Annotated in this window: 19 protein-coding genes; 15 read left to right on the top strand and 4 right to left on the bottom strand. The window is 67.5% G+C overall.

The annotated features are described in order from the left end of the window. Positions 1-65 precede the first annotated feature (65 nt). From O3Q52_RS17295 to O3Q52_RS17285, 3 genes are all read left to right on the top strand, one after another. Positions 66-500, top strand: a complete 435-nt coding sequence (locus tag O3Q52_RS17295) for a hypothetical protein (RefSeq protein ID WP_269649674.1) — start codon at positions 66-68, stop codon at positions 498-500. A gap of 157 nt (positions 501-657) precedes the next feature. Continuing rightward, complete coding sequence (locus tag O3Q52_RS17290) at positions 658-1101, top strand: hypothetical protein (RefSeq protein WP_269649673.1); 444 nt, start codon at positions 658-660, stop codon at positions 1099-1101. Between the two features lie 16 nt (positions 1102-1117). Next, the gene (locus O3Q52_RS17285; protein WP_269649672.1) at positions 1118-2527 is read left to right on the top strand and encodes a site-specific integrase; all 1410 of its coding nucleotides are present in this window, start codon (positions 1118-1120) and stop codon (positions 2525-2527) included. 39 nt (positions 2528-2566) lie between these two features. Here O3Q52_RS17285 and O3Q52_RS17280 read toward each other — a convergent pair whose 3' ends face one another. The 4 genes from O3Q52_RS17280 to O3Q52_RS17265 form a co-directional block, all read right to left on the bottom strand. Continuing rightward, the gene (locus O3Q52_RS17280; protein ID WP_269649671.1) at positions 2567-4441 is read right to left on the bottom strand and encodes a rhamnogalacturonan lyase; all 1875 of its coding nucleotides are present in this window, start codon (positions 4439-4441) and stop codon (positions 2567-2569) included. 91 nt (positions 4442-4532) lie between these two features. After that, positions 4533-5522: a YafY family protein gene (locus O3Q52_RS17275; RefSeq protein WP_269649670.1), complete on the bottom strand. Its 990-nt coding sequence runs from the start codon at positions 5520-5522 to the stop codon at positions 4533-4535. Between the two features lie 35 nt (positions 5523-5557). Continuing rightward, positions 5558-6931 (bottom strand): hypothetical protein, encoded by a 1374-nt coding sequence (locus tag O3Q52_RS17270; RefSeq protein WP_269649669.1) that lies wholly within the window; start codon positions 6929-6931, stop codon positions 5558-5560. 427 nt (positions 6932-7358) lie between these two features. Beyond that, complete coding sequence (locus tag O3Q52_RS17265; RefSeq protein WP_269649668.1) at positions 7359-7787, bottom strand: hypothetical protein; 429 nt, start codon at positions 7785-7787, stop codon at positions 7359-7361. Between the two features lie 176 nt (positions 7788-7963). On the opposite strand from O3Q52_RS17265, the gene O3Q52_RS17260 reads away from it, so the two are divergent. From O3Q52_RS17260 to O3Q52_RS54400, 12 genes are all read left to right on the top strand, one after another. Further along, the gene (locus O3Q52_RS17260; RefSeq protein ID WP_269649667.1) at positions 7964-8221 is read left to right on the top strand and encodes a helix-turn-helix transcriptional regulator; all 258 of its coding nucleotides are present in this window, start codon (positions 7964-7966) and stop codon (positions 8219-8221) included. A gap of 2 nt (positions 8222-8223) precedes the next feature. Further along, positions 8224-8523, top strand: a complete 300-nt coding sequence (locus tag O3Q52_RS17255) for a DNA-binding protein (protein WP_269649666.1) — start codon at positions 8224-8226, stop codon at positions 8521-8523. A gap of 91 nt (positions 8524-8614) precedes the next feature. Then, entirely contained in the window at positions 8615-8932 is a 318-nt protein-coding gene (locus O3Q52_RS17250; protein ID WP_269649665.1) for a hypothetical protein, read from the top strand. Beyond that, the gene (locus O3Q52_RS17245) at positions 8929-9780 is read left to right on the top strand and encodes a hypothetical protein (protein WP_269649664.1); all 852 of its coding nucleotides are present in this window, start codon (positions 8929-8931) and stop codon (positions 9778-9780) included. Before O3Q52_RS17250 ends, O3Q52_RS17245 begins: the two co-directional genes overlap by 4 nt. Next, positions 9780-10112, top strand: coding sequence for a hypothetical protein (locus O3Q52_RS17240; RefSeq protein ID WP_269649663.1), 333 nt, complete (start codon positions 9780-9782; stop codon positions 10110-10112). Before O3Q52_RS17245 ends, O3Q52_RS17240 begins: the two co-directional genes overlap by 1 nt. Continuing rightward, positions 10112-10342 (top strand): hypothetical protein, encoded by a 231-nt coding sequence (locus tag O3Q52_RS17235; protein ID WP_269649662.1) that lies wholly within the window; start codon positions 10112-10114, stop codon positions 10340-10342. The genes O3Q52_RS17240 and O3Q52_RS17235 overlap by 1 nt, the downstream gene beginning before the upstream one ends. After that, positions 10339-10779, top strand: a complete 441-nt coding sequence (locus O3Q52_RS17230; RefSeq protein WP_269649661.1) for a hypothetical protein — start codon at positions 10339-10341, stop codon at positions 10777-10779. Before O3Q52_RS17235 ends, O3Q52_RS17230 begins: the two co-directional genes overlap by 4 nt. Next, on the top strand, positions 10776-11147 hold the full coding sequence (locus tag O3Q52_RS17225; RefSeq protein ID WP_269649660.1) for a hypothetical protein: 372 nt from the start codon (positions 10776-10778) through the stop codon (positions 11145-11147). Before O3Q52_RS17230 ends, O3Q52_RS17225 begins: the two co-directional genes overlap by 4 nt. Further along, a complete protein-coding gene (locus tag O3Q52_RS17220; RefSeq protein ID WP_269649659.1) occupies positions 11144-11401 on the top strand; it encodes a hypothetical protein in 258 nt (85 codons plus the stop codon). Before O3Q52_RS17225 ends, O3Q52_RS17220 begins: the two co-directional genes overlap by 4 nt. After that, positions 11398-11895, top strand: coding sequence for a hypothetical protein (locus O3Q52_RS17215; RefSeq protein WP_269649658.1), 498 nt, complete (start codon positions 11398-11400; stop codon positions 11893-11895). Before O3Q52_RS17220 ends, O3Q52_RS17215 begins: the two co-directional genes overlap by 4 nt. Then, a complete protein-coding gene (locus O3Q52_RS17210) occupies positions 11892-12530 on the top strand; it encodes a Rad52/Rad22 family DNA repair protein (RefSeq protein WP_269649657.1) in 639 nt (212 codons plus the stop codon). The genes O3Q52_RS17215 and O3Q52_RS17210 overlap by 4 nt, the downstream gene beginning before the upstream one ends. A gap of 3 nt (positions 12531-12533) precedes the next feature. After that, positions 12534-12598, top strand: a 65-nt coding sequence (locus O3Q52_RS54400) for a hypothetical protein (RefSeq protein ID WP_369124168.1), incomplete at its 3' end; no start/stop codon positions are given.

The following is a 12598-nucleotide window of genomic DNA, read 5'->3' as shown; positions in this document are numbered from 1 at the left end:
TCCGACGCTGCTACTCCCCCATAGAGACAGTCGGTGTTGAAGTGCCACGAGAGGACGACGAGAACATGACGGCTCCGGCCACCGCCCCAGACCCCGGCGCGGCCGAACCATCCCCCGCCGGTGCACTCTCCCAACTCATCCAGGAAGCCCTCGACAAGGGCGACTCCTACCAGCGTCTCGCCGACCGGGCCGCCCGCTCCGACAGCGACGAGACCGTCTCCAAGCCGTACCTGCAGCGGATCGTCAAGAACCCGCCCGCCAATCCACCGACCGCAGGCCAACTCGTCGCGATCGCCTACGCCCTCGGCAAGCCGGACCAGCGCGTGATCGAAGCAGCAGCCCGGCAATGGCTGCGGTACGAGGCCACCGAACTCTCCGGGTACGACGAGGAGGTTCGCATCATTGTCGGCCACCTTGCAGGCAAGTCGAAGGCCGACCTCATGCGTTGGCGCTACATGATCGAGGCGGAGGAGAGGGCGCAGCGCGAGGCCGAAAGCTGACGCGCCGTCATCACTCTGGGCAGGCAATCGACCGCGAATGTCCGTAAGTAGACATTTCTTCAACCGATTGTCGAACACTCCCTGTAGACGTACAGTGCACCAACCGTGCACTTCCGGCCGTTCTGGCTCGCCGTGCACCGTTGCGTGGGGAGGCTCAATGCTGGACGTCGCTTACGAAGCCGTTGAATACCTGCCGCCCGGAAGGCTGGCGAGGATCGACGAGGACCGCGGCCGCATAAGGGTCCGCCTCGACAAGCACCAGCCACTCGCGGATGTCGTGCGGCAGCTGAACATCGAGATCGACGACCTCATGGCGTCGGCCCGCTGGTTCCAGCTCTGGGATGACGAGATCGTCTCCCACAACACCCCTGGCCGGCCGCTGCGAATCGAGTACCTCCTGGAGCGGAAGGAGGAGTACGGCTCCTGCGTCGAGGAGCGCAAAGGGCTGGTCAGTGTCTACATCGATCCGTGTCTGAACACGGCCGCCTTCGCGGCGTCCATGAACCCGGCCACGAAACGACAGCTCAGCGCAGGACGCTGGTTCCAGCTGTACGCCGGGGAGATCATAGACAACAGTCCGGGGCCGATGAGCCAGGTCTGAACGAACGGGGGCGCCCATGCCGGGGTACGTCGAGGACCGCTGGTTCAAGCAGGGGCCGCCCGATCCGGAAGACCCGAAGAAGAAGCCCACCCGTGTACCGACCGACAGGCACGGCCAGGGCAAGCGGTACAAGGTCACCGGCATACCGGGTGTGCGGTCCCGATCCTTCCCTGACGGCAAGTTGGCCGCAGCGAAGAAGTGGCTCTCCGAGGCGCAGACCGACAGCGGGCGCGGCGAGTGGTACGACCCGCGGGACGGATCCATCACCCTTGACGAGTACGTGCGCAAGTACTGGTGGCCGAACACGCGGTACCCGCCCACCACCAAAGCGCCGGTGAAGTCCCGCGTCTTCAACCACATCCTGCCGCACATCGGTTCGCTGTCACTCAACCGGATCGGGTTCGATGAGATCCGGGCCTGGCAGACCCGGGCGGAGCAGGACATCGACGTCGGCACCCTGGTTGTGACGTGGGCGCACTTCTCGTCCATCCTCCAGGCCGCGCACAAGGCCAAGCGCATTCCCGTCAACCCGTTCCGCGACGATGACCTCAAGGCTCCGCGCCTGCCCAAGTCGAAGGCGCTCGCCTGGACGCACGACACCGTCGCCGCCGTCCGGCTGGCGCTGCCAGAGCGGTACCGCATCCTCGTCGACCTGGCCGCCGCCGCCGGCCTGCGACAGGGCGAATCCCTCGGCTTCTCGCCGGACGACGTGGACGGGGACGACATCCATGTCGTCCGGCAGATCGTCAAGGTGAACGGCAAGTTCGGGTTCGGGCCGCCGAAGGGGAACAAGGAACGGGTTGCACCCTGCGCGCCCGAGCTGGCGGAAGCCATCAAGGAGTATGCGAAACGCTTCCCCACGGTGGAGGTGAAGCTCCCATGGGTCGATCCCGACCGGCCCAGCCTCGCGTGGGAGGACCGGCCCAAGCGGGCGGTGCGCCTGCTCGTCACCACCCAGTTCACCAACGGCCTGAACGGCGGGGCGATCAACAAGGACACCTTCAACGACCGGCACTGGAAACCCGCCCTCGCGGAGGCCGGCCTCATCCTGCCGGCCGAAGTGACCTGGGTGGAGCCGAAGCAGGGCAAGAACCCGTGGCGCAAGGAGACATGGGACATGCCGCGCGAGTTCGGCTTCCACGTTCTGCGTCACTCCTTCGCTAGCGTCGTCCTGGCCGCAGGTGAGACGATTACTCAGCTCGCCGCGTGGCTCGGGCATCACGATCCGGCGTTCACGCTGAGGACTTACGTGCACTTCATGCCGAAGTCCGGGAGCCGGGGCCGGGAGGCGATCGGACGGTTCATGTCCGGCCGGCCCGCCGAGGCCGATGAGGCATCCGAGGCGGCCGTTGCAAATGGATCTCCCCAGGCGCTCCCCAGCGAAAGTGGATCAAGGGTTGAGCGGCCACCCGGGGACTCCGGATGACCGCCATTGGATCTCGCTCAACCTACCCGTTTCAGCAGGTCACGGGGTGTAGACCGTCGGCCTGGGGGCCGTAGGCATGCCGTTGCCGATGAAGAAGCTCGGGTGGGGCGGCTGGTTGTAGGCGGTGTTCTGCCAGGCGATGCCCGTGCGGTACATCGTGTCGTGGAGGAGGGTCGTGATCTTTGTGGAGGTCTCGTTCGGGGTGGAGTAGATGCGCAGGGCCGTGTTGTCGCTGGTGGCCCAGACGACCTCCTCGCGCCAGTCGCCGAAGAGGTCGCCGGACAGCGCCGGGGTCGCCTTGGTGCCGTTGTTGGAGTGGACCGAGGCGCCGGTCAGCAGGCGGGTCTCGCCGGATGTGCCGTACTTGTCGATGCGGGTGCCGTCGAGGAGTTCGCGGGTGGTGTCCCCGTCCCACCAGGACAGGAAGTTGACGGAGGACGGCTCGCGGCCCTTGGTGGCGCCGGACTCGTCGCGGATGTTCGTGTCGGAGGCGGACCACATCTCGGCGCCGTCGTTGCCGGCGTAGATGTCCCCCGCCACTCCCCGGCCGTTGTCGCAGCAGGCTGCGAGCTGCCAGCGGATCGCGCCGTTGGCGGGGTTGATGTACAACTCGGCGGGCTGGGAGGTGGATTCGGAGACCTTGAAGTACTCAAGGCCCGACGTCCCCGGGTCCAGGTCGCCCAGGTGCTGGGCGTCGCCGTGGCCGGTCCTCGTGGTCCACAGGCCGTTGCCGTTGTCGTCGACGGCCATCGCCCCGTAGACGATCTCGTCCTTGCCGTCGTTGTCGACGTCCCCGACGGAGAGGCTGTGCGAGCCCTGGCCGTCGAACCCCTTGCCTGTGTTGGTCGAGGAGTTGGTGTCGAAGGTCCAGCGGCGCGTGAACGCCCCGTTGCGCCAGTCCCAGGCCGCGATCACCGAACGCGTGTAGTAGCCGCGGGCCATGATGAGCGAGGGCCGGGCGCCGTCCAGGTAGGCGGTACCGGCGAGGAAGCGGTCCACGCGGTTGCCGTACGAGTCGCCCCACGACGAGACCGTGCCTCGCGCCGGGACGTAGTCGACGCTCTGCATCGCCCTGCCCGTCTGGCCGTTGAACATGGTCAGGTACTCGGGCCCGGCGAGAACGTATCCACTGGAGTTGCGGTGGTCTGCGGAGGAGCTGCCGATGACCGCGCCCGTTCCGTCGACCGTGGCGTCGGCGGTCTTCGCGGCCACCTCGGCCTTGCCGTCGCCGTCGTAGTCGTACACCTGGAACTGCGTGTAGTGCGCGCCCGAGCGGATGTTCCGCCCCAGGTCGATGCGCCACAGCCGGGTGCCGTCGAGCTTTACGCCGTCGATGATCGTGTTGCCGGTGTAGCCGGACTGGGAGTTGTCCTTGGCGTTCGTCGGCTGCCACTTCAGGACGAAGTCGAGCGCGCCGTCGCCGTCGAGGTCGCCGACCGAGGCGTCGTTGGCCTCGTAGGTGTACGCGACGCCGTCCGGGGTGGTGCCGCCGGCGGGCGGGCTGATGGGTACGTCCTTGTATCCGGTACGGAACTGGATCGCGTGGACCGAGTCGCCCTGCTCGACGCCGCCCACGACCGCGCGGACCGTGTAGTCGGCCTGGGCGGGTGCGCCGGAGTGGAAGTAGTTCGTCGAGCCGGTGACCGGGGTCGAGTTGACCTTCGTACCCGCCCGGTAGACGTTGAACGAGACGTCGTTCGGGTCGGTCCCGAGCCAGCGCCAGCTGACAAGGTTGCCGGCGTCGGTGTGGACGCTGACCACACCCCGGTCCAGCTTCTCGACCTGGCGCGCGGTCGCGGCATGCGCCGGAGTCGCAGTGAGCGAGGTGAGCCCTGCGGCGGCGAGGGCCCCGGCGACGACGGTGGTGAGGAGGAGCCTGGTCCTGCTGCTGCGTCTGCGTTGCGGGTGCTGCACGGTGACGTACCTCCCTGGGAGGGGCAGACGGGTTCTGCTACCTCAGTTGCCGCTGGAGGCACGGGAGTTGCCGCGATTCGGCAAGCGCTCTCTATTCGTCGTACGTGGGGGTTGCGTCTTGCGTGCGGGATACGTCGTACGTGCGGGACAGCGCGGCGATCGTCCCGGCGATGCGGTCGCGCAACTCGGCCGGTTCCAGCACCTCGACGTCCGTGCCGAGACGGAGGAACTCGCCGTGTGCGTGGTCGACGGACTCGATGGGGACGGTCGCCAAGGTCCAACCGTCCGCGTCCGTGCGGCCGTTGGCCCGTACGGCGTCTCCCGCCGGTCCGGTGAGACGGGCGCCCGGGGCGAGCCGGACCACCGCCTCGCCCCGGTGCAGCCGGTCGTGGAAGTCCCTCTGGTACGCAGTCCAGTACGCGGCCAGGTCGAAGTCGTGGGGGCGGATGAACTCCTCGTCGGACGCGGCCATTTCGAGGATCTGGTCGACCCGGAACGTACGCGGCCCGGGGCCCGCGACGACGTACCAGCGGCCCGCCTTGAGGACCAGGCCGTACGGTTCGAGGCGGCGTTCCACGTCGGTGGGCTCGCGCCAGCGGCGGTACAGGACGTTCAGGACACGGCTGTTCCAGACCGCGTCGGCCACGGCGGGGAGGTACGTGGCTCCCCCGTTGTCGGTGTCGGCGTACCAGCCGGGCGCGTCGAGGTGGAAGCGGCCACTGATGCGGTCGGCGTGCTCGCGCAGCTCGCGTGGGAGGGCGGCGCGCACCTTGAGCTGGGCGGCGGCGGGGACCGGGCCGAGACCGAGCTCGGCGGCGGGTCCGGGCGCGCCCGCGAGGAACAGGGCCTCCGCCTCGCCCGCGGTGAGGCCGGTCAGCCGGGTGCGGTAGCCGTCGAGGAGGCGGTAGCCACCCGCGTGTCCCGCGTCGCCGTACAGCGGGATGCCGGCCTCGCTCAGCGCCTCGACGTCCCGGTAGACCGTGCGCACCGAGACCTCCAGCTCGTCGGCGAGGTCGGCGGCGGTCATCCGGCCCCGGGTCTGGAGGAGCAGGAGGATCGAGACGAGTCGGGCTGATTTCACCTCTCCAGAATGCCAGGCTTCACTGACAGAAGATGTCAGTGAACACCAAGCGAAGGAAGCCCGCTGAACAGGGCGTTGCCCCCTTCGAAAAGATCATCTGGGGAACGGATGGGAAAAGGCGGCATCCACAACCCCGCCGACGCCACCTGCTTCTCCCACACGCCCTGAAGGTACTTCACGACCTGCTTCTCCATCGACAGCGTCACCTCGCTGTAGACACCCGCCATCCCCGGCATCTCGTGCCCCATACGAGCCTCCTTCGCCACCTCGGCGATGTCGGCCCCCGGCTCGTCCAGCAGAGCCTTGTGCCAGTGCCTCAGGCGGTAGATGTCCTGGCCTGCCATTTCCTCCACCGCTGGCAGCTTCACGCGCGCCACCCGGGCGCCGCCAGGCTCCGGCTCGCACGCATCCTGACCGTCCCGGATCGCATACCAGTAGTTCTTGGTGAAGCCCACGGTGAGCATCGGCTTCCCCGTCTTCGAGACGAACATGAGCGGCTTGTCGTGGGAGGCGAGCAGCGCTTCATGCATGGCATGAAGGAATGGCGGAATCACGAGAGATCGGTAGCTGTCGTACTTCGGCCCGGCCAACGTCGGCTTACCGTCCACGTAGTACATCTGCTGCTGCACCCGCAGCGCATGCATTCCCGCATACCGCCGCTCGGCTTCTCTCCGACGCTCCGGGTTGGGATCGGAGGCCGGCCAGTTCGGGGAGGCGTATCCCCTTTGCAGCCCGTACATTTCACCGGGCGGCCGCATCCCGGTGAAGGCCACGGTCCAGATGTACACCCAGCCCGCGTAGCCCCACACGTGGTACGCATTCACGGCGAGCTGGTGCAGGGCCTCGATCGGCAGCTCCCGCTTGACGCGGCGGGTCTGCTTCTTCTCGTACTTTCCGCGGCGACGCTGATCGATGATCGGCGTCTCCTCGCGGAGCTTGTACTTGAGAACCGCGTCATCCATCAGCATGCGGAACACGCTCACAATGCTCCGCATGTAGCTCTCGGAGTACTTCTTCGTGACGTGCCGTTTGAAAAGATCGTAGTCAACGGGCGTGATCTGCCCGACATTCCACTGACGCCAGTACGGCTTCACCACGGCGTTCAGGATGGACTCGTATTTCTTCTCCGACCTGACCCGCAGGTCGGTCGCGCCGAACCAGATGTCGCAGTACTCCACCATCGACATCTCGGCGGACCGCGGCCGGTACCGGTTGTTGCGGGCGTCCGACTCGCGGTCGAGCCCGAAGGTGTAAGCCTCGACCTCGTCGCGGAATGGCACGCCGGGTTCCGGGCCGGAATCCGACTCGTACTTCTTCCGCTTCGTTGGCCTGCCTTCGGCGTCGAGCTTGTACTCGCCGCCCCACCACTTCACGCGGATGCTGTTGCCTCGCACCTCGACAGAAGGCATACGTCATCCCCCCGGATGATCGTGCTTGGCGGATGCGCCGGCAGGCACCCCTGCCGCCGGCCTCTCCGTGACTGCTCTACTCTGCCTGCCCGATCGGGCAACTGCGGCAGATTCTGCAGTCGATCCCCTGACTCTTCATGACCTGCCTGACGCGCGCCTGGATACGCGCGTCGGTGGCGGCCTGTGGGGTCAGGATGCACACCCTCTCTCCTGCCGCTTGGGCCACTGAGGCGATGAATGTGGACCCAAGATCGAGGCTGATGGCGTTGCTCACCGGTCCCCCTGTCTACTCGCGGAGACCTCCCCGGGTGGAAATGTCAGAGTTGCACGGGAACTGGTGCGGGGCCAGGGGTACTTGACGTTCAATTATCTACAGGTATGTCACAGTCCGGTCACGGCCGGATGGTTGTACGTCAATCGGCGCAGATCATTCGTCCTCGATCTGGAAGCCCAGCTTGCGCAGCTCCTCGACCAGCCGCTCGGCCTGCGCCTGGACGGAGCCGATCGTGGCGTCGGGCATCGTGGCGAACGCGGAGATGGTGACGGCAGTCTTCACGTCTCCGGCGGAGGCGACCTGCGGCTTCGACACCATCGTCACGTCGCCGTTCGATCCGACGTACTCGACGGGGAGCGGGTCGCCACCCTCGGCGATGGCCTCGCAACTGCCGAAGGCCCAGTTCAGTACGGGCTCCATCTTGGCGTAGGTCCCCAGCTGGGCTGGTTCTCCATTCTCGACTCGCTTCCACGTGTCCTTGGACATGCCTGCAGCAGTCGCCGCCTTGAGGCGCGAGGAGAACAGCTTGACGCGGCGGGCCTCTACGGCCTTGCCCAAGCGTCCGAGATCGCGAGTTGCCATGTCGACATCTTGGCAGGCAGAACCCAGTTCCAGCTAGCTCCGCCTAGGCAAACGGCTGGTATCTGCTTAGGGCAGGCTAACTAGAGCTAGAAGATCTTCAGACTTGAGCTAACTCGCGCCACCAAAAGGCTAACTAGAGCTAGACAAGCAAGGCTAACTAAGGCTAGGTTCTAGCCATGCACCAACCGACGACCTTCGAGGTCGACGGGGACGCGATCCGCGAGGAGCGCAAGCGAGCGGGGCTCAAGAGATCCGAGCTGGCCGACCTGGTGGGAGTCAGCTCCCGCTACATCGGCCACCTCGAAAACGGGACCCGCAGACACATGCGCCGACCGCCGTACTTCGCGCTCCGCACCGCCCTCAAAGCGACTGATGAGCGCCTCCGGCGTGACCCACCTCGCCCCACCGAGGCCGACCCCCCGGAAAGGAAATGACCATGGCCAGCAAGGCCTACGAGCAGTACGGAGTCCCCCTCCCCCCCGAAGACCCGACGCAGGACTACATGACCGTCCAAGAGACGGCGTACGTCCTGAACTGCAGCGTCTCCTGGCTGCGCCGGTTCCTCAAGGACAACCGGCACCTGCACAGCTACAGCGGCCGCCGCATCGTCACCGACCGGCAGGACCGTGCCGCGATCTACGAGACCCGGCGTGCCGGAGACCCGCGCCAGGGCCGGACGATTCCGCGCCAGCGGCGTCAGCCCGCGGCGAGGAAGCCGGCACTGGCCGGTTCCTGACCCCCACGTAAAGCGGGGCCACCCCGGACCGGGCCTGGTCCAGGACGACCCCTCGGCAACCCACTGAATCCGAAGAAGGAAGTGGATCACCTTGAGCAACAACTCTATCCCGCAGCTCGCGCCCGCTATGGCGCTGGCGGAGCTGCTCCGTGAGTACCCGGAACTGCCGCCGGTGGACTGGCAGGTGTCGTCGACGGGGTTCTTCTCCGGGACCTGGACGTCGGATGAGGACGTGCGTCCGCTCATGGACGCGTACACGGCGGTACTCGGTGGTGTGGCGGGCAGCTACTCGTACTCGCGGAACGGCCGTGAGCGTCGGGCTCTTCAACTGCGGACGATGTGGCGAGACGTGCACTTCGACTTGTTCATGTCGTGCCCGGCGTCGGTGCAGTCGGCGGTGACCGCGTGAGCGCGCCGCTGGTGGTGAACACGACGGACGGGACGGTGTGGAAGCGCCGTGAGGGGACGCGTGACGGGCTCGCTCTGTATGCGCCGGAGAAGTGCGGCGGGTGCCCGGAGTTCGTGATGGCGACGTACGCCGAGCTTGTCGAGCACGGGGTTGCTGGGTCGGCGGATGTGTTGCCGATGCCGGTCGGGCCTGGGCCGCTGCCGCAGGGCGACGACCGCGTCAAGGCTCCCTGGGGGCGCGGCGAGGACGGCCGTCCGATGCTTCCGATGGGCGCGCACTGGACCGACATCCCCGAGCTGGTGGACCAGACCCTCGCTGGCATCCAGGCGCGTGTGGACAAGGCGCAGTCCGGTCACTGGTACGACGCTTCGGCCACTGAGACGTGGCGGGCTCCGGGCACGGTGTGTACGCGGGTCGAGGGCTACCAGCGCACGGTGGGTCAGTGCACGAACATGCAGCCCGCGGATCTTGAGCTGGTTCTTCACGCTCACGACGACCTCAGTTGGTGCCTGGACATGGTGGCCAAGCTGCTGGCTCGGGTCGCCGAGTTGGAGAAGCGTCTGCACGACGCGGCTATGACGCGGGTCTGGACGAACGAAGACGGCAAGCGGTTCGTGTTCGTCGAGGACATCGCTCCGGCGCTCCTGAACCTGCCGAGCGCGCCGACGCAGGCGCTCCGTGAGGCCGAGCCCGCTGAGTCCTCTCCGCGTTTCGTCGTGCGGGAGCTCGGCCCGCGCTGCTTCGCCGTCGACGACACCAAGACCGCGCTCAGCTACGACATGCGCTTCACCCGCACGGCAGCTCAGAGGGCGGCCGACCGGCGCAACGAGCGGCAGGTGAAGGGCTGATGCAGACGCACTCTCTCGCCGATTGGTCCGCGTTTCTGATGCTCGGGGTGTCCGGGTATGCGGCGTTCTCGGCCCCGTATTTCCTGCTGGTCGATGCGGACGCGAGTGACTTCGATCCGCGTCCGGTTGTCGTTCGTGCGGTGAAGGCCGTGCATCAGGAGTTCGTGCACGCGGGCCACGTCCTCGCCTGGGCTGCCGCGTCTGCCCGCCACGAGTTCACCCCGGCTGTCGTGCCGGTCCGGCATGCCGCGTACGTGGTCCGCGAGTTGGCCCGTGATGTGGCTGCCCTGCTGATTCTCCTCACCTCCGCTCCGAAGAAGGGCGCGCTCTGATGACCACTGCCCAGCAGATCGGCCGACACCGGCCCGCCGCCCGCCTCAAGGAGGGCTGGCAGCTCCAGCACGACGGCGCCTGGACGGAGATCACCAGCGTCATCCAGATCCTCTCCCCGGTGGCCTTCGCGATGCTCAAGCTCGCCGACGGCTTCGAGGTCTCCGTGCCCCACACCCACGAGGTGTTCACCCGCACCAAGTCCGAGATCGCGAAGGCGGCCACGTCATGAACCACTCCTCGAAGCCCGGCCTGTCGTTCCACCTCGGCGCCAACCACCTCCACGGGGTGCTCCGCGTCGACGCCATCCGCACCGACACCCTCATGGCTTTGGTCGCCGGATGGGGCGACCCCGACACCCGCGACCAAGTCCTTGACGCGCTCGACGAGCTGGCCGCTGTGGTGCAGGGCGTGGCCCGTGAAGGCGAGTTGGATGCGGCGGTCGAGCAGGTTGAGGACGTCGCGTCGATGGACACGGCGCAGGTCGAGGTGCAGATCCCGGACGTGCGTCGTCTGCTCGGCGAGTTGACGGAGGTGGAGCGGAGGACGTCCCGCTTCAACCCGGGCCGGTCGAAGGGTGCGTCGGACATCCGGCACCCGGCGATGCGGGCCACGCGTAAGCACCTCGCCGCGAACCCGCTGCCCGAGCAGGGACGGAGGACCGCATGAGTGCCTTCGAGAGCCGTGGTCACGGCGTCCTCGTCCGCCTCCGGGTGGACCACCGCCTCTCCCTGCAGGAATTGGCGCTCGTCCTCTTCGCCTCGTACGAGGACGTCGAGGCCGAGGAGCACTTCACCGTGGACGACATCCGGAAAGCCGTCGCCGCGCAGTTGGTGCGGTGTGGCACGGAGTCCACGCTCGACACCTCCGACCAGATCCGCGAGGCCCGCGACCTCTCGCAGGACGGCAGCTTGGTCGGCAGTGAGGCGGAGGAGCGTCTGGCGTGGGCCCGCCGCATGGTCGCCAAGGGCTACCGCCGCGACTTCGCGAAGTTCCCCGAGGTGCTCGCCGCGTTCGAGCGGGGTGAGTCCGCATGAGTACCTCCTACGACGAGGTCATGCAGTCGCTCGGCCTGGAGCCGTCCCGTCCGAAGCGTGGGCGTCCTGCCGGATCGACGAACGTGGGTGTACAGCCGTGCGGCACGTACCCCGCGTACATGCGGCACAAGCAGGCCCGCGAGGACGCGTGCGAGCCGTGCCTTGAGGCGAAGCGGCAGTACTACCGGGCCTGGTACGCGAAGAACCGCGACCGGATCCGCGCCTCGCGCCGGGTGGGCGGTGGTCGCGCATGAGCGCCGCCCGCGCCCGTATCCACGCCATGTTCAACCTCGACGAGACCGGCGAGCAGGAACTCAACACCCGGCTCGACGGCGTCCGCACCGAAGTCCTCGCCGAGACCGACCTCCTGCCCAAGGCGCACGTTGTCGCCTGGCTGGTGAAGAAGGCCCGCGAGTTCCGGTCCGCCGACGGGGCCATGCGTGCCGCTCAGGCTGACGCGATCGCCGCGCTGGCTTCGAAGGTCGCCCGCGGGGCGGTGCGTCCGAACAACTTGCGGATGCTGCCCGCCACCGAAGCGGACTTCTTCCAGCCGGGCCGCACCTACACCCGCGAACACCACGGCCGAACCATCGAGTTCCTCGTCCGCTCCGTCGACACCCCGCCCGACAGCACGTGGCAGGTCGCCTTCGGGTTCCGGCGTGACGAGGACGGCGACTGGGAGCCGACGGACTCCGACGACCTCACCGGCTGGACCGACACCACCAACACCACGGGGGAAAACTCATGAGCGACCTCACCGGCAGGCTCACCGAACAGCAGATCAAGGTGCTGTTCGGGGGACTGCACCAGTCCCGCGTCGGCCACAACCAGAAGGGATTCGCCCACGTTCAGCAATGGGACGTACGGCGCTTCCTGATCCGCGTGTTCGGCTTCGGCGGCTACGACACCGAGCTGCTCTCGATCGACTGCGTCCGCGAGATTCCGATCCCCTCGGGCAAGGACGGAAACGGCAACGACAAGTTCCGGTGGACAGTGGTCTACCGGGTCCACCAGCGGCTGACCGTCAAGGACATCACGGGCCGCCCGATCGCCTCGTTCGACGGCGTGGCCACGGGCGACGCACAGAACCAACCGGGCCTCGGCGACGCCCACGACGGCGCCGTGAAGGAAGCCGACTCGCAGTCACTGAAGCGGGCGGCCGTGAACCTCGGCGACGCCTTCGGCCTCGGCCTCTACAACGGCGGCAAGACAGACCCGGTCGTGATCTGGTCGGCCGCCCATCTGGCGAAGCCGTCCGCCGGCGACAAGCCGGACGCCACGGCTGGCCAGCCCGAAGACCCTCCCGTCCTGCCCGACCCCGAGTCCGTGGAACAGCCGCCCGCAGAGGAGACCGCCCCCGCCCCGGCCCCGGACACGCCCTGAGCGCTGATCCGCAAGCAGCCGATCGGCACAGTGCTCGGCATCATGCCCTGGAACTTCCCCTACTACCA

The sequence above is a fragment of the Streptomyces sp. ActVer genome, from assembly GCF_027270795.1.
In the GTDB taxonomy this organism is placed as follows: Bacteria; Actinomycetota; Actinomycetes; order Streptomycetales; family Streptomycetaceae; genus Streptomyces; species Streptomyces umbrinus_A.
This window is presented reverse-complemented; position numbering and strand designations above follow the sequence as displayed.

Excerpts from the sequence above, each read along its gene's own strand:
- O3Q52_RS17295 (WP_269649674.1), top strand. The coding sequence starts at position 66 with ATGACGGCTCCGGCCACCGCCCCAGACCCCGGCGCGGCCGAACCATCC.
- O3Q52_RS17290 (WP_269649673.1), top strand. The coding sequence starts at position 658 with ATGCTGGACGTCGCTTACGAAGCCGTTGAATACCTGCCGCCCGGAAGG.
- O3Q52_RS17285 (WP_269649672.1), top strand. The coding sequence starts at position 1,118 with ATGCCGGGGTACGTCGAGGACCGCTGGTTCAAGCAGGGGCCGCCCGAT.
- O3Q52_RS17270 (WP_269649669.1), bottom strand. The coding sequence starts at position 6,931 with ATGCCTTCTGTCGAGGTGCGAGGCAACAGCATCCGCGTGAAGTGGTGG.
- O3Q52_RS17265 (WP_269649668.1), bottom strand. The coding sequence starts at position 7,787 with ATGGCAACTCGCGATCTCGGACGCTTGGGCAAGGCCGTAGAGGCCCGC.
- O3Q52_RS17260 (WP_269649667.1), top strand. The coding sequence starts at position 7,964 with ATGCACCAACCGACGACCTTCGAGGTCGACGGGGACGCGATCCGCGAG.
- O3Q52_RS17255 (WP_269649666.1), top strand. The coding sequence starts at position 8,224 with ATGGCCAGCAAGGCCTACGAGCAGTACGGAGTCCCCCTCCCCCCCGAA.
- O3Q52_RS17240 (WP_269649663.1), top strand. The coding sequence starts at position 9,780 with ATGCAGACGCACTCTCTCGCCGATTGGTCCGCGTTTCTGATGCTCGGG.
- O3Q52_RS17235 (WP_269649662.1), top strand. The coding sequence starts at position 10,112 with ATGACCACTGCCCAGCAGATCGGCCGACACCGGCCCGCCGCCCGCCTC.
- O3Q52_RS17230 (WP_269649661.1), top strand. The coding sequence starts at position 10,339 with ATGAACCACTCCTCGAAGCCCGGCCTGTCGTTCCACCTCGGCGCCAAC.
- O3Q52_RS17225 (WP_269649660.1), top strand. The coding sequence starts at position 10,776 with ATGAGTGCCTTCGAGAGCCGTGGTCACGGCGTCCTCGTCCGCCTCCGG.
- O3Q52_RS17220 (WP_269649659.1), top strand. The coding sequence starts at position 11,144 with ATGAGTACCTCCTACGACGAGGTCATGCAGTCGCTCGGCCTGGAGCCG.
- O3Q52_RS17215 (WP_269649658.1), top strand. The coding sequence starts at position 11,398 with ATGAGCGCCGCCCGCGCCCGTATCCACGCCATGTTCAACCTCGACGAG.
- O3Q52_RS17210 (WP_269649657.1), top strand. The coding sequence starts at position 11,892 with ATGAGCGACCTCACCGGCAGGCTCACCGAACAGCAGATCAAGGTGCTG.